The organism is Paenarthrobacter aurescens, from assembly GCF_041549525.1.
GTDB classification, from domain to species: domain Bacteria; phylum Actinomycetota; class Actinomycetes; order Actinomycetales; family Micrococcaceae; genus Arthrobacter; species Arthrobacter aurescens.
On the sequence record NZ_CP157456.1, the window covers coordinates 1742748 to 1764227 of the forward strand.

Annotated in this window: 19 protein-coding genes; 18 read left to right on the forward strand and 1 reads right to left on the reverse strand. The window is 61.7% G+C overall.

Annotated features, from left to right (window positions below; translation table 11 throughout):
- The first annotated feature begins 6 nt into the window (after positions 1-6).
- The 16 genes from murF to dnaE all read left to right on the forward strand — a co-directional run bounded on the left by murF (position 7) and on the right by dnaE (position 18893).
- On the forward strand, positions 7-1497 hold the full coding sequence (murF, locus tag ABI796_RS08100) for a UDP-N-acetylmuramoyl-tripeptide--D-alanyl-D-alanine ligase (protein WP_141284786.1): 1491 nt from the start codon (positions 7-9) through the stop codon (positions 1495-1497).
- Positions 1494-2603 (forward strand): phospho-N-acetylmuramoyl-pentapeptide-transferase, encoded by a 1110-nt coding sequence (gene mraY / locus ABI796_RS08105; RefSeq protein WP_141284788.1) that lies wholly within the window; start codon positions 1494-1496, stop codon positions 2601-2603. The genes murF and mraY overlap by 4 nt, the downstream gene beginning before the upstream one ends.
- Entirely contained in the window at positions 2585-4174 is a 1590-nt protein-coding gene (murD, locus tag ABI796_RS08110; RefSeq protein ID WP_141284790.1) for a UDP-N-acetylmuramoyl-L-alanine--D-glutamate ligase, read from the forward strand. Before mraY ends, murD begins: the two co-directional genes overlap by 19 nt.
- A gap of 2 nt (positions 4175-4176) precedes the next feature.
- Positions 4177-5475: a putative lipid II flippase FtsW gene (gene ftsW, locus ABI796_RS08115; RefSeq protein WP_141284792.1), complete on the forward strand. Its 1299-nt coding sequence runs from the start codon at positions 4177-4179 to the stop codon at positions 5473-5475.
- Between the two features lie 6 nt (positions 5476-5481).
- On the forward strand, positions 5482-6600 hold the full coding sequence (murG, locus tag ABI796_RS08120) for an undecaprenyldiphospho-muramoylpentapeptide beta-N-acetylglucosaminyltransferase (protein ID WP_141284794.1): 1119 nt from the start codon (positions 5482-5484) through the stop codon (positions 6598-6600).
- A complete protein-coding gene (gene murC, locus ABI796_RS08125; RefSeq protein ID WP_141284796.1) occupies positions 6597-7967 on the forward strand; it encodes a UDP-N-acetylmuramate--L-alanine ligase in 1371 nt (456 codons plus the stop codon). The genes murG and murC overlap by 4 nt, the downstream gene beginning before the upstream one ends.
- Positions 7960-8826 carry an FtsQ-type POTRA domain-containing protein gene (locus tag ABI796_RS08130; protein WP_141284798.1) on the forward strand — a complete coding sequence of 289 codons (867 nt, stop codon included), beginning with the start codon at positions 7960-7962 and terminating at the stop codon, positions 8824-8826. Before murC ends, ABI796_RS08130 begins: the two co-directional genes overlap by 8 nt.
- 216 nt (positions 8827-9042) lie before the next feature.
- A complete protein-coding gene (gene ftsZ, locus ABI796_RS08135; RefSeq protein WP_141284800.1) occupies positions 9043-10263 on the forward strand; it encodes a cell division protein FtsZ in 1221 nt (406 codons plus the stop codon).
- A gap of 25 nt (positions 10264-10288) precedes the next feature.
- A complete protein-coding gene (locus ABI796_RS08140; protein WP_141284802.1) occupies positions 10289-11029 on the forward strand; it encodes a polyphenol oxidase family protein in 741 nt (246 codons plus the stop codon).
- Entirely contained in the window at positions 11022-11780 is a 759-nt protein-coding gene (locus ABI796_RS08145) for a YggS family pyridoxal phosphate-dependent enzyme (RefSeq protein WP_141284804.1), read from the forward strand. Before ABI796_RS08140 ends, ABI796_RS08145 begins: the two co-directional genes overlap by 8 nt.
- A gap of 85 nt (positions 11781-11865) precedes the next feature.
- Positions 11866-12402, forward strand: a complete 537-nt coding sequence (locus ABI796_RS08150) for a cell division protein SepF (RefSeq protein ID WP_141284806.1) — start codon at positions 11866-11868, stop codon at positions 12400-12402.
- Between the two features lie 106 nt (positions 12403-12508).
- On the forward strand, positions 12509-12796 hold the full coding sequence (locus ABI796_RS08155) for a YggT family protein (protein WP_024820479.1): 288 nt from the start codon (positions 12509-12511) through the stop codon (positions 12794-12796).
- Positions 12797-12952: 156 nt separating this feature from the next.
- On the forward strand, positions 12953-13651 hold the full coding sequence (locus tag ABI796_RS08160; protein ID WP_141284808.1) for a DivIVA domain-containing protein: 699 nt from the start codon (positions 12953-12955) through the stop codon (positions 13649-13651).
- Between the two features lie 99 nt (positions 13652-13750).
- On the forward strand, positions 13751-14359 hold the full coding sequence (lspA, locus tag ABI796_RS08165) for a signal peptidase II (protein ID WP_141284810.1): 609 nt from the start codon (positions 13751-13753) through the stop codon (positions 14357-14359).
- Complete coding sequence (locus ABI796_RS08170) at positions 14352-15278, forward strand: RluA family pseudouridine synthase (protein ID WP_141284812.1); 927 nt, start codon at positions 14352-14354, stop codon at positions 15276-15278. Before lspA ends, ABI796_RS08170 begins: the two co-directional genes overlap by 8 nt.
- 57 nt (positions 15279-15335) lie before the next feature.
- A complete protein-coding gene (dnaE, locus tag ABI796_RS08175; protein WP_141284814.1) occupies positions 15336-18893 on the forward strand; it encodes a DNA polymerase III subunit alpha in 3558 nt (1185 codons plus the stop codon).
- A 46-nt stretch (positions 18894-18939) separates the two neighbouring features.
- Here dnaE and ABI796_RS08180 read toward each other — a convergent pair whose 3' ends face one another.
- Positions 18940-19440: a flavin reductase family protein gene (locus tag ABI796_RS08180; protein WP_141284816.1), complete on the reverse strand. Its 501-nt coding sequence runs from the start codon at positions 19438-19440 to the stop codon at positions 18940-18942.
- A 114-nt stretch (positions 19441-19554) separates the two neighbouring features.
- Here ABI796_RS08180 and ABI796_RS08185 point away from each other — a divergent pair, with 114 nt between their 5' ends.
- Together ABI796_RS08185 and hisD are read left to right on the forward strand one after the other, a co-directional pair.
- Entirely contained in the window at positions 19555-20088 is a 534-nt protein-coding gene (locus ABI796_RS08185) for a hypothetical protein (RefSeq protein ID WP_141284818.1), read from the forward strand.
- 4 nt (positions 20089-20092) lie between these two features.
- Positions 20093-21466, forward strand: coding sequence for a histidinol dehydrogenase (gene hisD, locus ABI796_RS08190; RefSeq protein ID WP_141284820.1), 1374 nt, complete (start codon positions 20093-20095; stop codon positions 21464-21466).
- Positions 21467-21480: the final 14 nt, after the last annotated feature.

Consider the following 21480-nt stretch of genomic DNA (forward strand, 5'->3'; position numbering starts at 1 on the left):
ACCGAGATGATTGCACTTACTGCGGCGGAGATCGCCGACATCACCCATGGCCGATTGACCGGAGATCCGGACATCGTGCCCACTTCCGTCGTCACAGATTCCCGGGAAGCGACGCCCGGATCGTTGTATGTTGCCAAACCCGGTGAGCACGCCGATGGACATGACTTCGTCGACGCCGCCTTTGAACGCGGTGCCGTTCTGGTTCTTGCCGAACGTGTTGTGACCGACTCCGACGGCCGCCCGTATCCCGCCGTCGTGGTTGAAAACGCGGTGTTGGCCATGGGGGCGCTGGCTGCAGAGTCCGTCAGGCGCATCCGCGCTGAGCGTACGAGCCACGGCGAGGACTTCACCGTGATCGGCATCACCGGGTCCGCAGGAAAAACCACCACCAAGGATCTCCTGGCGGGCATCCTGTCCACCGCTGGAGTCACAGTGGCGCCGCAGGGCTCCTATAACGGTGAGGTGGGCGTCCCGCTGACGGTCTTCGCCGCAGATGCCGGAACCCGCTTCCTGGTCATCGAGATGGGCGCCACGGGCCTGGGGCACATCAAGTACCTGGCAGAGATGGTGAAGCCGGACATCGGCGTGGTCCTGGTGGTTGGTACCGCCCACGCCGGTGAGTTCGGCGGCGTGGAGAACATCGCCAAGACCAAAGGCGAACTGGTGGAAGCCCTCGGCGAGCACGGTACGGCCGTCCTCAACCTCGATGACGGCAGGGTTGCCGCCATGCGCACCAGGACCAAGGCCAAGGTGCTGGGGTTCACGGCCTCGCCTGCCACCACTGAAGAGGTGGAAGCACGCAACGTTGTGGTCAATGCCCAAGGATTCCCTGATTTTGATTTGGTGCTGCCCGACGGCGGTCCATCCGTTGAGGTGCGTAGCCGCCTGATCGGCGCCCACCACGTCACCAATCTGTTGGCTGCCGCCGCCGCTGCGTTCGCTGCAGGCATCCCGGCCAGAGACATCGCGTCCTCGCTCAGTTCCCAGTCTGCCGCCAGCCGCTGGCGGATGGAGCGGACCGAGCGCGAAGACGGTGTGACCATCATCAATGACGCCTACAACGCCAATCCGGAATCCATGCGGGCTGCCCTGCGAACATTGGCGGACCTCGGTCAAGGCAGAAGGACCTGGGCCGTTCTTGGAGCCATGCTGGAGCTGGGCGAGGACTCCATTCGTGAACATACCGCAGTGGGGACGCAGGTTGTGCGCCTGAACATTTCCAGGTTGGTGGTGGTGGGTCGTGAGGCCCGTGCGCTTTACGTCTCGGCCATTCAGGAAGGCTCCTGGGGTGATGAGTGCTCCTTCACCGAGACTGTGGAAGAAGCCTACGAGCTGCTTCAAAATGAGCTGGAACCCGGAGACCTGGTGCTGTTCAAGTCCTCCAACGGTGTGGGCCTGCGGCATTTGGGTGATCGGATAGCATTACCCCCACGGGCCGAGCCCACCGGAGAAAACGCGGATGAAGCTGCCGCAAGCGAAGGGAACGAGCTGCTGTGATTGCACTTTTGATCGGCGCCGGCGTCGCCCTTCTGGTGGCCCTGATCGGGACACCCCTGTTCATTAAGTTCCTTGTGGCCAAGAGCTACGGACAATTCATCCGGGACGACGGACCGACGTCCCACCACACCAAGCGCGGCACTCCCACCATGGGCGGGACAGTGGTGGTGGCCGCGGTGCTTATCAGCTACTTCGTGACGCACCTGATCATGTGGATGATGAATCCGGACTCCGCGGGCCCCTCGGCCTCGGGACTATTGCTGCTGTTCCTCATGGTGGGCATGGGTTTTGTTGGCTTCCTTGATGACTTCATCAAGATCTCCAACAAGCGCAGCCTCGGCCTGAACGCACGGGCCAAGCTGATCCTGCAGGCGGCTGTGGGCATCATCTTTGCGGTGTTGGTCCTGCAGTTCCCCAATGAGGACGGCCTGCGTCCGGCCTCCACCCAGATTTCGCTCGTGAGGGACATCCCGTGGCTGGACCTCGCCTTCGGCGGGACAGTGGTAGGTGCCATCTTGTTTATCCTCTGGTCAAACCTGATCATCACCGCAGCCACCAACGGCGTGAACCTGACCGACGGCCTGGACGGGCTGGCGGCCGGAGCATCCGTCATGGTCTTTGGTGCCTACACCATCATGGGGATTTGGCAGAACAACCAGGCCTGCGGATCACCCCGGGAAGCCGGCAGCGGGTGTTACCAGGTCCGTGACCCCATGGACCTTGCCCTGCTGGCCGCCATTCTGAGTGCGGCTCTGGTGGGATTCCTGTGGTGGAATACTTCACCTGCCAAAATCTTCATGGGTGACACCGGCTCCTTGGCCATTGGCGGTGCCGTTGCCGCTTTCGCAATCCTCTCCCGCACCGAACTCCTGCTGGCGTTCATCGGTGGGCTCTTCGTCCTCATCACCCTGTCCGTGATCATCCAGGTGGGCTTCTTCAAGCTAAGCGGCGGCAAGCGGGTCTTCAAGATGGCTCCGTTGCAACACCACTTTGAATTGAAGGGCTGGGATGAAGTCACCGTCGTGGTCCGGTTCTGGATTCTGGCAGGGCTCTTCGTGGCCGCGGGCCTTGGAATTTTCTATGCTGAATGGGTGGTGCTGCTGTGAACGAAAGCCCGGAGATGACGCCGTCGAACACTGACAGGCTTAAGACACTCACCAGCTGGGATGCTGACTGGGCCGGCCTGCGCGTTGTGGTGACCGGCATTGGTATCTCCGGCTTCGCAGCTGCAGATACCCTGATCGAGCTCGGCGCCAAGGTGGTAGTTGTTGATGCCGCTACTTCCGCCAAGGCCAAAGCCCAGGCTGACACCCTCAAGATTGTGGGTGCCGTGGACGTGTTGCTGGGTGAGGACGCGGTCACGGCCCTGCCGTTGATCGATGAGGCGTTGCCGGAGCTGGTAGTGACCTCTCCCGGCTGGCGCCCGGATCAGGCTTTGCTTGCCGCCGCCAAGCGCAAGCACGTTCCCGTTTGGGGCGACGTCGAGCTCGCGTGGAGACTGCGCGAGCGGGCAGGACGAAAGACGGCGGACTGGTTGACCATTACCGGCACCAACGGCAAGACCACCACCGTGGGCATGGCTGAGTCCATGCTGCAGGCAGCCGGGCTCAAGGCCATCGCCGTGGGAAACGTGGGTACCCCGATTCTCGACGCACTCCGGGACCCGGTGGACTACGATGCTTTTGCTGTTGAGCTCTCCAGCTTCCAGCTGCACTGGAGCCACTCTTTGTCTCCTGTAGCGAGTGTTTGCTTGAACGTTGCCGAGGACCACGTCGATTGGCACGGCTCCTACGCTTCCTACCTCGCGGACAAGGCCAAGGTGTACGAGAACACCCAAAAGGCGGCGATCTACAACGCCGAACAGATCGAAACTGAACGAATGGTGGAAAACGCCGACGTCATCGAGGGGTGCCGGGCAATCGGCTTCACCACCAACACCCCGGCCATCAGCATGCTGGGCGTAGTGGACGGTCTGCTGGTGGACCGGGCCTTCATTGCAGAACGCAAAGATTCTGCGGCGGAGCTTGCCGCAATGTCCGATCTTGGTCCTGTGGCACCTCGCCACATGGTGGCCAATGCACTGGCGGCAGCAGCCCTGGTGCGGGCCTATGGCGTTGATGCGGCAGCGGTGAAGCAGGGCATTGCCAATTACCTGCCAGGTGCCCACCGCATCCAGCTGGTGGCCAACCACAAGGACATCCTGTGGATCAACGACTCCAAGGCAACCAATCCGCACGCGGCCTCAGCCGCCCTTTCCGCTTTCCAGAAGGTGGTGTGGATTGCCGGCGGCTTGTCCAAGGGTGTCAATTATGAGGACCTTGTCAAAGAGCACGCGCCCCGGCTCAAAGCCGTGGTCCTCATTGGCACGGACACCGAGGCACTTGAAGGGGCGCTCCAGCGACACGCACCCGATGTCCCGGTCATAGCGCCCTCCAAGGGCGACACTGAAGGAGTGCAGACCGCAGCCGGAGACGCCGCATCGCCAATCTACGGTGAAACCATCATGGCCCGGGCCGTGGCCTCGGCGGCTGAAGTGGCAACGCCCGGCGATACGGTGCTGATGGCGCCGGCGGCTGCATCCATGGATCAGTTCTCTTCCTACGCTCACCGTGGCGATGCTTTCGTCCTGGCAGTTCGCGAGCTTGTGGAAGGGCAGGCACCGACCACCGAGGAGTAACAATGGTCAGCACGCCCACCCGCACCCGCGGCAAGGAACCCCGGGACGGGAAGTCCGCGCCGGCATCCGGCGACGGCCGCCCGGCAAGGCTACGCGGACACCTGCGGGGCTTTTGGGAGAGCCTTGAAGGCAAAAGCAAAGCACCCAACAGCTCCACGTACTACCTGATCCTCGGCTGCGCCCTGGCGTTGACGGCAATCGGCATCATGATGGTGTTGTCCGCCTCGAGCGTTGAAGCCATTTCCGAGGGCAAATCGCCGTACGCTGACGCCCTCAAACAGGCGGTCTTTGGTGTTGTGGGCCTCATTGCCATGTACGTCATTTCGCGGACCAACGTGAACTGGATGAAAAAGTTGTCCTGGTGGGCGCTGGGGGCCGTGATTGTGCTTCTGGCTTTGGTTCAGGTCATGGGCAACACCGTCAACGGCAACAAGAACTGGATTGACCTCGGAGGTATCACCCTTCAGCCCTCCGAGATGGCCAAGCTGATCTTGTGCGTCTGGATCGCTGCCGTTCTGGCACGTAAACAAAAGCTCCTCAACCGCTGGATGCACGTCATCATTCCCGTGGTGCCCGGAGCCGGCCTCGTCATGGGTTTGGTGATGTTGGGCAATGACCTCGGAACGGTCATCGTGATTGCGGCCATCACCGCAGCGGGGCTGTACTTTGCCGGGGTTCCCGGACGCATGCTGGCTATTGCCGGTGCGGTGGGGGCGGTCGGAGCAGTCCTGGCCACCATCAGCAGCGCCAACCGGATCTGCCGCATCACCTCCTGGTTGGGAACAGCGTCCGCGCAGTGCACCGAGCAGTTCGACTTTGACTTCCAATCAACCAACGGCATGTACGGCCTTGCGCAGGGGAGCTGGACGGGATTGGGCCTGGGCCAGAGCCGCCAGAAATACAACTGGTTGCCGGAGGCCCACAACGACTTCATCTTTGCCATCATTGGCGAGGAACTGGGCCTCGTGGGAACCATTGTGGTCCTGGTCCTGTTCGCGATCCTGGGCATCGCCATCTTCCGGGTTGTAGTGCGCCAGACAGACCCGTTCCAGCGCACCCTCGCCGGCGGAATCATGGTGTGGCTGCTCGGCCAGGCAAGCATGAACATGGCCGTTGTAACCCAGCTCCTTCCTGTGGTGGGGGTGCCGCTGCCTTTCATCTCCTACGGTGGCTCCGCCCTGATCATGTCCCTCTGCGGCGTGGGCGTAGTGTTGTCTTTGGCCCGCGGCCAATTGCCGGCGCAGCAGCGTTCAGGATTCTTCCCGCGCCTCATGTCCAAGACCGCACGAAAGCGTACCTAGCACTTCATGACTTCTGACTCCACCACCGTGCCCAAGCCTTTGTCCGTCGTCCTAGCCGGCGGTGGCACTGCCGGTCACGTCAGCCCACTTTTGGCTATCGCTGATGCCATCAAGGACCGACGACCGGACGCCGCCATCCTGGCTGTGGGGACGCCGTCGGGCATGGAAACCCGGCTCGTTCCCGCGGCCGGATACGAGCTGGCCACCATCGACCGCGTTCCCTTTCCGCGGCGCCCGTCGGCGGACCTTGTTAAGTTGCCTGCCCGGTTGAGCGGCGCGGTGCGGCAGGCCCGGCGAATCCTGGAAGAGTCCCGTGCCGATGTTTTGGTTGGCGTGGGCGGCTACGTCTGCACACCGATGTACCTTGCCGCGCGGAAACTTCGGATTCCCATCGTCATCCACGAGGCCAACATGAAAGCCGGCCTGGCTAATCGTGTGGGCGCGCGGTTCACCAAGCATGTTGCCGTGGCCTTTGCCGGGACCCGCTTGCGGGGTGCACGCCACGTGGGCATGCCCATGCGCCGGGCGATCTCGCAATTGGACAGGACCGTAGCTGCGCCTGCGGCAAAGACCTCCTTGGGGCTCGATGCCAACCGCCCGGCTTTGATCGTCACAGGCGGCTCCTCAGGGGCGTTGAGCATCAACCGGGCCATCACTGCCGCGCTGCCCTCCCTGGCAGCTGCCGGCATTGACACCCTCCACATCACTGGCAAAGGCAAAGCGGTCAAAGATGACGAGGGCGGTGTTCTCGCCGCAGATGGATACCGCCAGGTTGAGTACGTGGACGGTATGGAGAACGTCTATGCCGCGGCCGACGTCATCCTTGCACGCGCCGGGGCCGGAACCGTCAGCGAGGTAGCTGCCGTGGGAGTCCCGGCTGTCTTTGTTCCTCTGCCCATCGGCAACGGCGAGCAAGCCTTGAACGCAGCGCCTTTGGTCTCTGCGGGCGGCGCGCTGATGATTGATGACAAAGACCTCAGCCCTGAATGGCTCCGAAGCGAATTGATTCCGCTCTTGACGGACCGCAGCAGGCTTAGGGACATGGCCCGGAAATCCGAAGCCCTGGGTATTAGAAACGCCGATCAGCGGATGGCTGATCTTGTCTTGGAAGCGGTATCCGCATGACCACCAGCATCGCCGGGCTTGAGTCCCTCGGACGCGTCCACTTCATCGGAATCGGCGGAGTGGGCATGTCCGCCGTCGCCCGCATCATGGTCTCCCGGGGCGTCCCGGTCAGCGGAACGGACGTCAAGGACTTGCCGGTCATGGGTGACCTAGCGCTGGCAGGTGCCCGCATCAAAGTGGGTTACGACGCCGGAAACCTTGGGGATGCCCAGACCGTGGTGGCGGGCTCAGCCATCCGGGCCGACAACCCTGAGTTAGTGGCTGCACGCGAATCCGGACTACCTGTACTGCACCGTTCCGAAGCCCTGGCCGCCACCATGGCCGGCCACCGGGTTGTCACTGTGGCCGGAACCCACGGCAAATCCACCACCACCTCCATGGTGGCTGTCCTCCTGAAGAAAGCCGGCTTGGATCCTTCCTTTGCCATCGGTGCGAACGTGCCGGCGCTGGGGGTCAATGCCGCCCACGGCGAATCCGATATCTTCGTGGCTGAGGCCGATGAATCGGACGGGTCGTTCCTGAACTACGAGCCGTTGATTGCAGTGGTTACCAACGTCGAGGCCGATCACCTGGACCACTACGGGACACCGGAAGCCGTCTTCGCTTCCTTTGACAAGTTCGCCGCGCTCCTGCCTGCCAACGGAGTGCTGCTGGCATGCGCAGACGACGCCGGAGCCAGGGCCTTGGCAGAACGAACAGCGTCCAAGGGCCGAACACGGGTATTGACCTACGGAACTTCTGCTGATGCCGATGTTCGGCTTCACGACGACGGTCCGGGTCAGGTGTCGGTTGACGTCGGAGGTGAAGTCCACAGTCTCGAACTGCAGGTGCCTGGACGCCACAATGCCCTGAACGCGGCGGCAGCCTTCGCAGTCGCCGTCGAACTCGGTGTGGAGCCCGGTGCGGCAGCGGCTGCCCTGGGCCACTTCACCGGGGCGTCCCGGCGCTTTGAGTTCAAAGGCCAGGGGAGGGGTGTCCGGGTTTATGACGATTACGCCCACCACCCCACGGAGGTTCGTGCAGCGTTGTCGGCAGCACGTTCCGTAGCAGCCGGCAACAAGGTGCACGTGCTGTTTCAACCGCACCTTTTTTCCCGGACCCGTGAGTTCGCCAAGGAGTTCGCGGCCGCGTTGGACCTGGCAGATACCGCGTTTGTCCTGGAGATCTATCCTGCCCGTGAGGACCCCATCCCCGGGGTTACAAGCGCGCTGATCACCGATCGGTTGGTCCACGGAGGGCTCATATCCGCTGATGAAGCCGTGTCCGCCGTTGCGGCCGTTGCAGGTGAGGGTGATGTGGTCCTGACCGTCGGAGCCGGAGACGTCACCGCCTACGGGCCGGACATCGTGGCGGCACTGGATGGCTAGCACCCGGAAGCCCACTTACAGGCCGGCAACGGACCCGCGTCCCGCCAAGGCGAGCCGGTCCGGAGGCGGCTCGGCGGAGGTCATCAGCGCACAGCGCCATGTAGAACCGGACGTCAAGGGTGCCCCGGCCCCGGCTGATAACGTCATTGCCTTTCCCGAGCCCCGGAGCCGGCGCCAGCGGCGACTCGTGCTGTGGACTCTCTCCATCGTGGCCGTGGTGGTGGGTTCGTTGATCGCAGGGGCCATTTTTTCGCCGGTGTTGGCAGTTCGCACCATCACTGTTGACGGAACCTCGCTGGTCACTCCTGACGCTGTGCAAAAAGCACTGGCCGGCCTCGAGGGCAAGCCGCTGCCACAGGTCAGCGAGCAGGAAATCAACGAACTGCTGAAGCCACTGGTCCAGGTCCGCTCCGCCACCATGGAAGCCCGGCCGCCCTCTGAGCTGCTGGTTCACGTGGACGAGCGCGTCCCGGTGGCCCTGCTGAAGCAGGGGGAGAGCTATGTAATGGTGGACGTGGACGGCGTCCAGCTCGGTGCAACACAGGATTTGGCCGCTGTGGCTCTACCTCTGATTGACGCCGGAGTAGGCACCACCAATACGGAGTTGTTCAAGGCGATTGCCGCTGTTCTGAATACCTTGCCAGCGGACATCCTGGCCCGGATGTCCACTGCTTCTGCAGCGTCGCCGGACGCCGTTGAACTGAAACTTGTGGACGGAAAGACGGTAGTGTGGGGCAATGCCGAGGACAGGGAACTGAAGGCCAAGGCTCTCGAAGCACTGCTGAGGATGCCGGCGGATCCGAAGGTGCCGGTGAACGTTTACGACGTCAGTGTTCCCCGGCATCCGTTCACGAAGTAAGCAGTATTGAGAACGTAACCTGCGGCCGACGGTGTGCTAATTTCCCGGCAATCACACGACACGCGCAAGCGGAGATTGCATGTGGGAACCATAGGAAATACCGTCGCAGTAGAGTTACTTGACATAACTATAACCTTCAACTAGAGGGTTAAGGTCCAAGTATTCAAGTTGGACTCGATCAGTTTCGCTATAGGACACAAGCAAGGGGCACGAAACGTGGCAGCACCGCAGAATTACTTGGCCGTCATCAAGGTCGTCGGCATCGGCGGCGGTGGCGTGAACGCAGTCAACCGTATGATCGAGGTCGGCCTTCGGGGCGTCGAGTTCATCGCCATCAACACAGACGCGCAGGCGCTGCTCATGAGCGACGCCGACGTCAAGCTCGACGTCGGACGTGAGCTCACCCGTGGCCTGGGTGCCGGGGCAAATCCCGAGGTAGGCAAGCAGGCAGCAGAAGACCACGCCGATGAGATCGAAGAAGTTCTCCGCGGTGCTGACATGGTCTTTGTCACCGCTGGCGAGGGTGGTGGCACCGGAACCGGTGGCGCTCCCGTTGTTGCGCGCATCGCCCGCTCCTTGGGTGCGCTGACCATCGGCGTAGTCACCCGCCCGTTCACCTTTGAAGGCCGACGCCGTGCCGGCTCTGCAGAAGCCGGCATCGACGCCCTCCGTGACGAAGTGGACACCTTGATCGTCATCCCCAACGATCGCCTGTTGTCCATCAGCGACCGCAATGTCTCCGTCCTGGACGCCTTCCGCTCCGCGGATCAGGTCCTCCTGTCCGGTGTGCAGGGCATCACTGACCTCATCACCACTCCGGGCCTGATCAACCTGGACTTCGCTGACGTCAAGTCAGTGATGCAGGGTGCAGGCTCTGCCTTGATGGGCATCGGTTCGGCCCGCGGTGAAGACCGCGCCGTCAAGGCTGCGGAACTGGCCATTGCCTCCCCGCTCCTTGAAGCTTCCATTGACGGCGCCCACGGTGTCCTGCTTTCCATCCAGGGTGGCTCGGACCTTGGCTTGTTCGAAATCAACGAGGCCGCCCGCCTTGTCCAGGAAGTTGCGCACCCGGAAGCGAACATCATCTTCGGTGCCGTTATTGACGACGCCCTGGGCGATGAAGCCCGCGTGACCGTTATTGCCGCCGGCTTCGATGACGTCAAGGCAACCTCACCTTCAATGGACCAGTCGCGTCCGGCCCAGAATCCGGTGCCCTCGGATCGCCCGGCTGCTCCCAGCAGTGCTCCGTCCAATGCTGCCGCCCCGCAGCACGCCACGGCAGGAATCGGTGCTGCAGGCCTGAGCAACTGGGGCCAGCAGCGCCCCTCCGCCTTGCCCGCAGACTCCGGCTTCGACGTCGACCTCCCTGCAGTGGTTGAACCGGATCTTTCCGGCAGCCGCTCTGACGATCTCGACGTTCCTGACTTCCTGAAGTAAGTCGGGTTGGGAGAGTCAGTACCAGGTGTTTTGGTGGCGAAATGAAGTACGGCCCGGCGTCTCTGTGGCTTTCACGGACACAGGCGCCGGGAACCTGGCTCTCCACGTGCAGGACAACCCCTCGGAAGTGATGGCTCGCCGGGCCCGGCTTGAACAGGTGATCGGCCTGGACAACCACGGCTCCGGTAAGCGGCACTTCCAGTACATGGACCAGGTCCACGGAAATCATGTTGAGTTCATAGAAGGCCACGGCCCCGGACCCACCGCAGATGCCATGGTCTCCGCTGCCCCTGCCAGGCCCACAGCCTCCAGTGGATCCGCGCAGCCCCTTGCGGTCATGGTGGCTGATTGTGTCCCCATCTTGCTGGTTGGGACCGACGCCAACAGCAGCCCCGTCCTGGCTGCTGTCCACGCGGGACGTCCGGGAGTGGCTTCAGCTGTTGTTCCCGCAGCTGTCACTGACATGCAGCGCCGGGGAGCTGCGGACATCGCCGCTTGGCTGGGCCCGTCCGTGTGCGGCTCCTGCTATGAGGTCCCGGAACAGCTGCGTGCTGAGGTTGCGGCAAAGATACCGGAAACCTGGTCTTCCACCTCGTGGGGAACACCGGCCCTTGACTTGCCGGCGGGCGTGCGTGCGCAGCTGGCCGCACTCAATGTCCCGGTGGAGTACTCGGGGGAGTGCACCCTCGAAAACGACTCCCTCTTCTCATACCGGCGGAACTCCCTGACCGGTCGATTCGCAGGTTTGGTGTGGACGCATGACTAGCCTTGAACATGGCAACGGGCAAATGAACGAGGCAGCCGGCGACGCCCGCGCTGCTGAGCTGGCTCACAAACTGGGACTGGTGCGGCAGCGAATAGAGTCCGCTGCTGCAGCTGCAGGACGAACCGAGCAGCCGAGGCTGATTGTGGTCACCAAGTTTCATCCTGCTGCCGATGTCCGCCGTCTGGCTGCCCTTGGCGTAGAGGACGTGGGGGAAAACCGCGACCAGGAAGCGGCCTCCAAGAGCGCTGAACTCTCAGGGCTTGATGTCCGTTGGCATTTCATCGGACAGCTTCAGAGCAATAAAGCGAAGTCCGTGGCCAAGTATGCTGCCTCGGTCCAGTCCGTTGACCGTCCCCAGCTTGTGGAAGCTTTGGCCAAGGCCGTGGTCCGTGAGCAAGATGCCACGGGCCGCAGTGACCTCCAGTGTTTTATCCAGGTGAACCTCGATGACGACGCCGGTGCTCACCGGGGTGGTGCCAATCCCGCTGACGTTGAGGTGCTTGCGGAAAAAATCGAAATGGCTGAGGGTCTCGTCTTGTCCGGACTCATGGCGGTGGCCCCGTTGGGGGCTGACCCGCATCCGGCGTTTGAGCGTCTCGCGAAGATTTCCGAGACCCTCCGGGCGGTGCATCCGGCCGCCACGGGCATCTCCGCCGGAATGAGTCAGGACCTGGAAGCGGCAGTAAAGTTCGGGGCGACACACCTGAGAATTGGCTCCGATATTCTCGGTTCCCGTCCGGCCGTGCGGTAGCGTCAAAGTATTGGAACGATGGGCCGGGGTTCCAGTATGTCAAGTCATGGCGGCCCGCCTACTGCAGAAATGATAGGAGTGCACCATGGCTGGCGCTCTGCGCAAGACAATGATCTATCTTGGGCTCGCCGACGGCGATGAACACTACGAATCTGAGCAGTCCGTCGCCGCGAACCACGACGAAGAACGCCCCCAGGCACAGGAACGGGAAGAGCGCCGTGCGCCTGCTCCCGTCCGGGAAGTTGTCCGTGAAATGCCCACTGTAGATGCCGAAGAGGAATACCGCGCACCCGTGACACCCATCAAGCGTGCGGCGTCCAGCCGCGAAGATGCCTCGGGCCTGAGGCAGATCACCACCGTTCATCCCCGTTCCTACAACGATGCCAAGGTCATTGGTGAGAGCTTCAGGGACGGCATTCCTGTCATCATGAATGTGACTGACATGGGCGAATCCGACGCCAAGCGGCTGGTGGACTTCTCTGCCGGGCTCGTGTTCGGCCTTCATGGCAGCATTGAGCGGGTAACCAACAAGGTCTTCCTGTTGTCTCCGTCATACGTTGAGGTCATCGGAGACGACAAAAAGGCCAGCGAAACACAGGCCAGCTTCTTCAACCAGAGCTGACAACAGACTTTTGCGGATGCCAGGCGGGTCACCCTGCCTGGCATCTGTGTTGCAATAGTAGGGACCGATCGGCATTCCGGAACAAGTGGGAGATCTGAGCTAACTCGTGGGCATTGTTTTCGGCCTTATCTATATTGTGTTGTTGCTGTTCTTCATTGCCCTGATCATCCGGCTCATCTTCGAATGGGTTCAGATGTTCGCCCGTCAGTGGCGGCCCCGGGGTGTGGCGTTGGTTACAGCCCATGTGGTCTACTCCGTGACTGATCCGCCCCTGAGCAGGCTCAGGAAGTTGATACCACCACTCCAACTGGGTGGAATATCACTGGATTTGGGGTTCTTGATCCTTATTATTGCCGTCAGCATTGCCATGGCAGTGACCAACAGCCTGGCGTAGCTGCTCCGCGGAACCCGGGCCACCGATGGTCCTTAGGCCGCAAATTCTCCAAATCAACACGATGGTGTTGAATTGGAGGAACAAGATGATATTTAGGTACCGTAGTTTTGAACGGCCGGAAGGCCTACTGACTAACTAGACCAACGAGGTGACCAGATGGCTTTGACGCCAGAAGACGTTGTCAACAAGCGCTTTCAGCCGACCAAGTTCCGCGAAGGCTACGACCAGGACGAGGTTGATGACTTCCTCGACGAGATCGTGGTGGAACTCCGCCGCTTGAACCAGGAAAACGACGAACTTCGCAAGAAGCTCGGCGAGGCCGGATCGGCCGTTCCTGCTGCAACTGCTGCGGCTCCGGTGGTCGAGAAGGTTCCGGCCCCGGTCAAGGTTGACAAGGAAGCTGAGGCAAAGGCCGAGGCCGAAGCCAAGGCAGCAGAAGATGCCAAGAAGAGGGAAGCCGAGAAGGCAGCAGCTGCTGCTGCAGCTCCGAAGGCACCGGCTGCAAACAACGGCGTCACCACTTCCGCTGAGTCCGCTGCAGGCCTGCTCGCCATGGCGCAGCAGATGCACGACAAACACGTTGCCGACGGCGCGCAGCAGAAGGAAAAGATCATTGCCGAGGCTCAGATCGAGGCTTCCAGCCTCGTCAACGACGCCCAGGAGAAGTCCCGCAAGATCCTTGGTGCCCTCGAGCAGCAGCGCTCCGTCCTTGAGCGCAAGGTTGAGCAGCTCCGTGGCTTCGAGCGCGACTACCGTTCACGCCTGAAGGCTTACATCGAAGGCCAGCTCCGCGACCTCGACGCCCGTGGTTCCGTCGCTGCCCCTGAGGTTGGCGAAGCAACCGCTGACGTTTAGCAAGTATTCTGAAAGCCGGTGGCTGAGGTTTCCTCGGCCGCCGGCTTTCGCTGTTAAAAGCACAGACAGCACCCCACACGCTTCCCGAATGAAAGCATTATGACCGACGACTCCACCGCTGATGCCACACAGCCGACGTCCACAGGGCGCCGTAAGTGGCGTCCTGCCATGCTCTGGCTCTTCACTGGCTTTGCCGTGTTTGCCTACGTTTTTGACCAGCTCACCAAACTCTGGGTAACCAGCAACATGACTGAGGGTGAGCGCATTCCGGTGTTGCCGCCGCTGCTGCACTGGTACTTCATCCGTAATTCCGGGGCGGCGTTCTCCATAGGTGAGAACGTTACGTGGATTTTCACGATCGTCATGGCTGTGGTCTCCGTGGCGATTCTCTTTCAGCTGCGGAAGCTGGGCTCGGCCTGGTGGGCGCTTTCCCTCGGCCTGCTCTTGGGAGGTGCGCTTGGCAACCTGACTGACCGCCTGTTCCGGGAGCCGTCCTTCGCCATGGGCCATGTGGTGGACTTCATTCAGCTGCCGAACTTCGCCATCTTCAACATTGCAGACTCGGCGGTGGTTTCCGGCGTCGTCATTATCTGTCTCCTGACGCTGCGGGGGATCGGAATGGACGGTACGCGTCATGTTGCCCCGCCAAAGCCGGCCAAGAATGCCAAAGCTGCCGGCGGTACAACCGGGGAGCCTGCTGGTGAGTAAGTCCGTGGTGGTACCCGAAGAGCTGGCCGGAGTACGTGTTGACGCCGGCTTGGCTCAGCTTCTGGACATTTCCAGGTCAGCAGCGGCATTGCTGATATCAGAAGGAAACGTCACCAGCGGCGGAGTTGCGCTGGGCAAGTCGGCGAAGCTCGTTGCCGGCGCAGCTCTTGATGTCACGGTTCCCGAGCGGCCGGATCCCTTGGAAGTCGTGGAGGAAGTTGTGGAAGGCCTGAAGATCCTGCTGGACGACGACGAATTTGTTGTCATCGACAAACCCGTGGGGGTAGCTGCCCATCCTTCACCAGGCTGGGTTGGACCCACGGTGGTGGGAGGCTTGGCCGGCGCGGGATACAGGATTTCAACATCCGGAGCCCCCGAGCGCGCGGGGATTGTCCACCGGCTCGATGTGGGAACGTCCGGTGTCATGGTGGTGGCCAAGACCGAGAACGCCTACACGGTGCTGAAAAAGGCGTTCAAGGAACGTACCGTGGACAAGGTTTACCACGCAGTGGTCCAGGGGCTGCCCGATCCCCTCCAGGGCACCATTGATGCCCCGATCGGGCGCCATCCCGGCCATGACTGGCGTTTCGCCGTCATAGAGGACGGCCGGCCCTCGGTGACCCACTACGAGGTCCTGGAAGCTTTCGGCAAGGCAACCCTGGTGGAAGTGCACCTGGAAACTGGGCGTACCCACCAGATCCGTGTGCACTTCTCAGCCTTGCGGCACCCCTGTGCCGGAGATCTCACCTATGGAGCGGATCCGCGCCTTGCTGCCACGCTGGGGCTCACCCGGCAATGGCTGCACGCACGTCAACTTGGATTCACGCACCCCCGCACGGGCGACTGGGTGGAAGTGAGCAGCGAATACCCTGCGGACCTGCAGTACGCTTTGGACCTGCTGGCCACCGGATCCGCGTAGACGGAATTCACTGCCCGGGTCCGTTTTACGTATAGTCCGGGACGGTAGACTGTCGTGGTGACTTCCAGCAATGATTCGTTCGTCCATCTGCACACCCATACCGAATACTCCATGCTGGATGGAGCTGCCCGGCTCGGAGAGCTTTTCGATGAAACCGAGCGGTTGGGGATGCCCGCCCTGGCTACGACAGACCACGGATATCTGTTCGGAGCGTTCGACTTCTGGCGCAAAGCCACGGACAAGGGCATTAAGCCGATCATCGGCGTCGAAGCCTATGTGACGCCCGGTACCGCCCGCGGGGACAAAGAGCGCGTGCGCTGGGGAGATGAAAGCCAGCGTAAGGACGACGTCTCCGGTGGTGGCTCCTACACGCACATGACGCTCCTGAGCTATAACAACGTGGGGATGCGGAACCTCTTCAGGGCTTCCTCCATTGCCTCCCTGGACTCAGTGTTCGGCAAATGGCCGCGGCTGGACCGGGAACTGCTCAACACCTACTCCGAAGGCCTGATCGCCACCACAGGATGCCCGTCCGGAGAGGTTCAGACCAAACTGCGGCTGGGCCTCTACCGTGAGGCCGTGGAGGCAGCAGCGGAGTTCCGCGACATTTTTGGAGCGGAGAACTACTTCTGCGAGCTCATGGACCACGGCCTGGACATCGAACGCCGTGTTACAGGTGACCTTCTGCGCTTGGCGAAGGAACTGAACCTTCCGCTGGTGGCCACCAACGACCTCCACTACACCCATGAGCACGATGCCAAGGCCCACGAAGCGTTGTTGGCCATCCAGTCCGGTTCCACGCTCCTGGAACCGACGTACGACAACGGCGGATCCCGCTTTGCGTTCTCCGGCAGCGGCTACTACCTCAAGTCACCGCAGGAAATGCGGGAGCTGTTCCGGGATCACCCTGAAGCCTGCGACAACACGCTGCTGATCGCCGAGCGCTGCGAGGTTTCCTTCAACACCGGCGCCAACTACATGCCGCGCTTCCCCTGCCCTCCCGGGGAAGACGAAACCTCCTGGTTGGTCAAGGAAGTAGATGCCGGCCTGAAGTACCGCTACCCCCAGGGCATCCCGGACAAAGTCCGCAAGCAGGCGGACTATGAACTGGGCGTCATTACGTCCATGGGATTCCCCGGGTACTTCCTGGTGGTTGCCGACTTCATCAACTGGGCCAAGAACAACGGCATCCGTGTAGGTCCGGGCCGTGGTTCCGGTGCAGGTTCCATGGTGGCCTACGCCATGCGCATCACGGATCTTGATCCTTTGCAGCACGGCCTGATCTTTGAGCGCTTCCTCAACCCTGACCGCGTCTCCATGCCTGACTTCGACGTCGATTTCGATGATAGGCGCCGCTCGGAAGTCATTGACTACGTCACCAAAAAGTACGGCGACGAGCGCGTGGCCATGATCGTCACGTATGGCACCATCAAGACCAAACAGGCGCTGAAGGACTCTTCCCGAGTGCTGGGCTACCCGTTCAGCATGGGTGAGACCCTCACCAAGGCCCTTCCGCCTGCGGTCATGGCCAAGGACATTCCGTTGGCGGACATCCAGAACCCGGAGTCCAAGCGGTACAGCGAAGCAGGGGACTTCCGCCAACTGATCGCCACCGATCCTGAGGCCGCCAAGGTCTTTGAGACCGCGTTGGGCATTGAGGGCCTGAAGCGCCAGTGGGGCGTTCACGCAGCCGGCGTCATCATGTCCTCGGATCCCATCATTGACGTCATTCCCATCATGCGCCGTTTCCAGGACGGCCAGGTCATCACCCAGTTCGATTACCCGACGTCCGAAGGCCTCGGCCTGATCAAGATGGACTTCCTGGGTCTGAGAAACCTGACGATCATTTCTGATGCCCTGGAAAACATCAAGATGAACCGCGGCGTTGACCTGGATCTTGAAAACCTGGAACTCGACGACGCTGCTTCCTACGAGCTCCTGGCCCGTGGCGACACCCTGGGCGTCTTCCAGCTCGACGGCGGGCCCATGCGGTCGCTGCTCAAGCTCATGAAGCCTGACAACTTTGAAGACATTTCCGCAGTTCTTGCGCTGTACCGTCCTGGTCCCATGGGCGCCAACGCCCACACCGACTACGCCCTGCGTAAAAACGGGATCCAGGAAGTCATTCCCATCCATCCGGAATTGGAAGAGCCTCTCAAGGAGATCCTTGGCGGTACCTTCGGCCTGATTGTGTATCAGGAGCAGGTGATGGCCGTAGCCCAGAAGTTGGCGGGCTACTCACTGGGCCAGGCAGACATCCTTCGCCGTGCCATGGGTAAGAAGAAGAAATCCGAGCTGGACAAGCAGTTCGCCGGCTTCTCCCAAGGCATGCAGGACAACGGTTACTCCATGGCCGCCGTCAAGACGCTCTGGGACATCCTGCTTCCGTTCTCCGATTACGCCTTCAACAAGGCACACTCGGCAGCGTACGGTGTGATCTCCTACTGGACGGCATACCTGAAGGCCCACTATGCACCGGAGTACATGGCGGCCTTGCTGACCTCCGTGGGTGATGACAAGGATAAGTCCGCCATCTACCTCAATGAGTGCCGCAGGATGGGCATCACTGTCCTCCCGCCGGATGTCAACGAGTCCTCGCTCAACTTCACCCCGGTGGGAACGGACATCCGCTTCGGCATGGGTGCCATCCGCAATGTGGGCGTCAACGTGGTGGATGCCATGGTTGCTGCCCGCACGTCCGAGGGCAAGTACACCTCCTTCAAGGACTTCCTCCTGAAGGTGCCCGCCGTGGTGTGCAACAAACGCACCATCGAATCGCTGATCAAAGCCGGAGCGTTTGATTCGCTGGGCCATCATCGGCGTGCTCTGGCGATGATCCATGAAGAAGCCATCGATTCTGTGATCACCCTCAAGCGCAACGAAGCGATTGGCCAGTTCGATCTTTTCGCCGGCTTTGAGGATCAGGAGCCCGAAGCGTCGCTGACCACCGAGATCCCGGACCTGCCCGAGTGGGAGAAGAAGGACAAGCTCTCCTTTGAACGGGACATGCTGGGCCTCTACGTTTCTGACCATCCCCTGCAGGGTTTGGAAGGGGTCCTCAGCCAGCACGCGGAACAATCCATCACTTCGATCATCGCCGAGGACGGACCGCACGACGGCGCCATTGTCACCATTGCCGGCATGATCACCTCGCTGAGCCGCAGGATCGCCAAGGCCAGTGGCAACGCGTATGCCAGGGCGGAGATCGAGGACCTCGGCGCTTCCATGGAGGTCATGTTCTTCGGTCAGGTCTACGGTCCCATTGCCTCAGTCCTGGCCGAGGACCTCATTGTTGTGGTCAAGGGCCGGTTGCAGCGCCGGGATGATGGTGCGGTGACCCTGAACTGTATGGAGCTTTCCGTGCCGGACCTCAGCGAAAGCGTCAACGGACCGGTGGTCATCACCATCCCTACGTTCAAAGCAACAGAAGCGGTGGTTACGGACTTGCGTGATGTGCTGCGCACTCACCGGGGCAACTCCGAAGTCCGCCTCAAGCTGATGGGCGATACAAAGGTGGAGGTTATGGGTTTGCCGGTCCATATGCGGGTCAATCCCAGTCCGTCACTTTTTGGCGACCTGAAAGTCCTGCTGGGGCCCGCCTGCCTGGATCACTGAAATTTGCCGGGATCGCAAATTTCCCCAGGGCACTATATCCGGGGCACTATATTTCGTAGTCGAGCGGTGCAGGTTTGCTGTAGGCGCCGCTGTGGTAGAGCAGGGGAGTGCCGTCTTCGCCGACTTGCCCGTCTACAACCTCCACCACCACTACTGCGTTGTTCTCAAAAGACAAGCGCATTTGGATCCGGCCCACAAGCCATCCGCTGACGTCCTTGAGGATGGGAACATCGTGGGGCCCGGGCTCCCAGTGATCGCCGTCGAACCGGTCGCGTGTCCGGGCAAACCGATTGGCGAGGGCCTGGTTTTCGAGCCCCAGCATGTGGACTCCGATGTATTCAGCGTTGGCCACAGCCGGCCAGGAACTGGAGCTCCTGGCCATGTTGAAGGTGAAGCGGGGCGGCTCGGCGGACAGGGAGGCCACGGACGTGGCGGTGAATCCGAAGGGGCTTCCGTTAAGGTTCGCCGTGATGATTGCCACCCCGGCGGCGTGCCGGCGGAACATCTCCCTGAAAGTCTGATCGAAGCCGGATGGTTCGCTGGACACGTGGGCATTCTCCTGAACTGTGGCTGTGGTACATCTCTCCTTCAGCGTATTCCTCCGGTGCTGCAAGCCCCACATTTTGTTGAGTAGGCGTGAACCTTTGTTAATGTGAGTTCCATGACCGAGCCCACCGTGCACGTCCCAGCCGTTGCAGAACCGATGCCCACCGTGAAGCCCCGGCGGGCCAGGGACCTTCTTTGGCTGGTCCTTCCGGCTGCTGCGGGCGTGGTGGCCGGGGTGTTGTGGTGGTTACTCGCACCTGGCGGTTTGAACCTGGTCTCGGGAAATCCGGACCTGGCCAATGCTGCGAATCCCGATTCCTGGCTTCCGCGCGACCTTGTGCTCGGCGCCTTGATGTTGCTGGCAGGATGCGCTACCGGCGTCATGCTTGATGGAAAGCTGCAGGGCGAGGGTTCCGGCCGGCGCTTGGGATTTGCTCTTGCCGGTGGCGCCCTGGGCGCTTTCATCGCTTGGCTGGTGGGGCTGCTGACGGCCCAGTTGTTCGGTCCGGCGCCGGATCCGGCGCTTGGTCCGGGCTTTGGCTTCACGCTTCGCTCCTCCGCCGTGCTGGTGCTGTGGCCAGCCGCGGTCGCCTTCATCACGTTCGTCCTGGCCCTGTTCGGGGTTCTGTCAAAGAAGCCCGTAAAATAGCCGGGTGACCACTTCCTCGGAAACCTCTGCGCCCTCCACTGACACCCTTTACTTCCGGAGCATCGACTTCCGGGGCCGCCACCTGACTTTGGCGGAGCTGCGTGCGGCGGTGCCCAGGGCACAGCATCAGACCATGGCAGACGCGGAGCAGAAGGTCCTGGACATCATTTCCGATGTCCGGAGCCGGGGCTTTGCCGCTTTGGGAGAGCTGGCCAGCAGATTCGACGGCGTGGAGCAGTCCCACCCCCGGGTTCCGGCAGAGGAGCTCGCCCGTGCCCTGAGCGAACTCGATCCCAAGGTCCGTGCCGCTTTGGAGGAGTCCATCAACAGGGCCAGGCAGTTTGCGGAGGCGCAGCGCCCTGCCAATGTTGATGTCCGCCTGGGCGATGGCGCCGTTGTCAGCCAGAACTGGATTCCGGTGGGACGTGTTGGGCTCTACGTTCCCGGCGGGCTGGCTCCCTTGGCGTCCTCGGTCATTATGAACGTTGTGCCCGCCGTCGCTGCCGGGGTCAAGTCCATTGCGCTGGCCTCCCCGCCGCAGAAAGACTTCGATGGCCTTCCGCACCCCACCATCCTCGCCGCCGCAAAACTGCTGGGCATCGATGAGGTGTACGCCATCGGCGGTGCACAGGCCATCGTTTCGTTCGCTTACGGCATCCCTGGGACCGGAGATGAATTGCCCATAGAGCCTGTTGACGTGGTCACGGGTCCGGGCAACATTTTTGTGGCTACAGCCAAGCGGCTGGTTAAGGGCGTGGTGGGCATCGACTCCGAGGCCGGAACCACGGAGATCGCTATTCTGGCCGACTCCACGGCACAGGCCCCTCTGGTGGCTGCTGATCTCATCAGCCAGGCTGAGCACGATCCCAAAGCAGCTTCAGTCCTGGTGACTGACTCGCAGGAGCTGGCCGACGCCGTCGTGCTTGAATTGGCGCGCCAAGCCGCCACAACAAAGCACAGCTCACGCGTTATCGAAGCGTTGTCAGGTCCGCAGTCCGGTGTTGTCCTGGTGGATGACCTCGAGCAGGGCATCGCGGTGTGCAATGCCTATGCCGCAGAACACCTGGAAATCATGACGGCGGACGCGGCAGCCGTTGCAGCGCGGATCCATAACGCGGGAGCGGTTTTCGTGGGCGATTTCAGCCCGGTGAGCCTGGGAGATTACTGCGCCGGTTCCAACCACGTGTTGCCCACGAGCGGGACGGCTGCTTTCTCCTCGGGGCTCAACGTCACAACCTTCCTCCGCGCAGTGCAGGTCATCAATTATGACCGTGCCGCGTTGGAGGAAGTCAGTGGACACATTGTGAGCCTGGCCGGGGCTGAGGACCTTCCCGGCCACGGTGATGCTGTTCGGATTCGTTTCGCAGAGGCCCCCTGACCACTACATATAAG

What these genes read in the sequence shown, in the direction of transcription:
- murF (WP_141284786.1), top strand. Translation starts at nt 7, where the DNA reads ATGATTGCACTTACTGCGGCGGAGATCGCCGACATCACCCATGGCCGA.
- murD (WP_141284790.1), top strand. Translation starts at nt 2,585, where the DNA reads ATGGGTGGTGCTGCTGTGAACGAAAGCCCGGAGATGACGCCGTCGAAC.
- ftsW (WP_141284792.1), top strand. Translation starts at nt 4,177, where the DNA reads ATGGTCAGCACGCCCACCCGCACCCGCGGCAAGGAACCCCGGGACGGG.
- murG (WP_141284794.1), top strand. Translation starts at nt 5,482, where the DNA reads ATGACTTCTGACTCCACCACCGTGCCCAAGCCTTTGTCCGTCGTCCTA.
- murC (WP_141284796.1), top strand. Translation starts at nt 6,597, where the DNA reads ATGACCACCAGCATCGCCGGGCTTGAGTCCCTCGGACGCGTCCACTTC.
- ABI796_RS08130 (WP_141284798.1), top strand. Translation starts at nt 7,960, where the DNA reads ATGGCTAGCACCCGGAAGCCCACTTACAGGCCGGCAACGGACCCGCGT.
- ABI796_RS08145 (WP_141284804.1), top strand. Translation starts at nt 11,022, where the DNA reads ATGACTAGCCTTGAACATGGCAACGGGCAAATGAACGAGGCAGCCGGC.
- ABI796_RS08150 (WP_141284806.1), top strand. Translation starts at nt 11,866, where the DNA reads ATGGCTGGCGCTCTGCGCAAGACAATGATCTATCTTGGGCTCGCCGAC.
- ABI796_RS08160 (WP_141284808.1), top strand. Translation starts at nt 12,953, where the DNA reads ATGGCTTTGACGCCAGAAGACGTTGTCAACAAGCGCTTTCAGCCGACC.
- lspA (WP_141284810.1), top strand. Translation starts at nt 13,751, where the DNA reads ATGACCGACGACTCCACCGCTGATGCCACACAGCCGACGTCCACAGGG.
- ABI796_RS08185 (WP_141284818.1), top strand. Translation starts at nt 19,555, where the DNA reads ATGACCGAGCCCACCGTGCACGTCCCAGCCGTTGCAGAACCGATGCCC.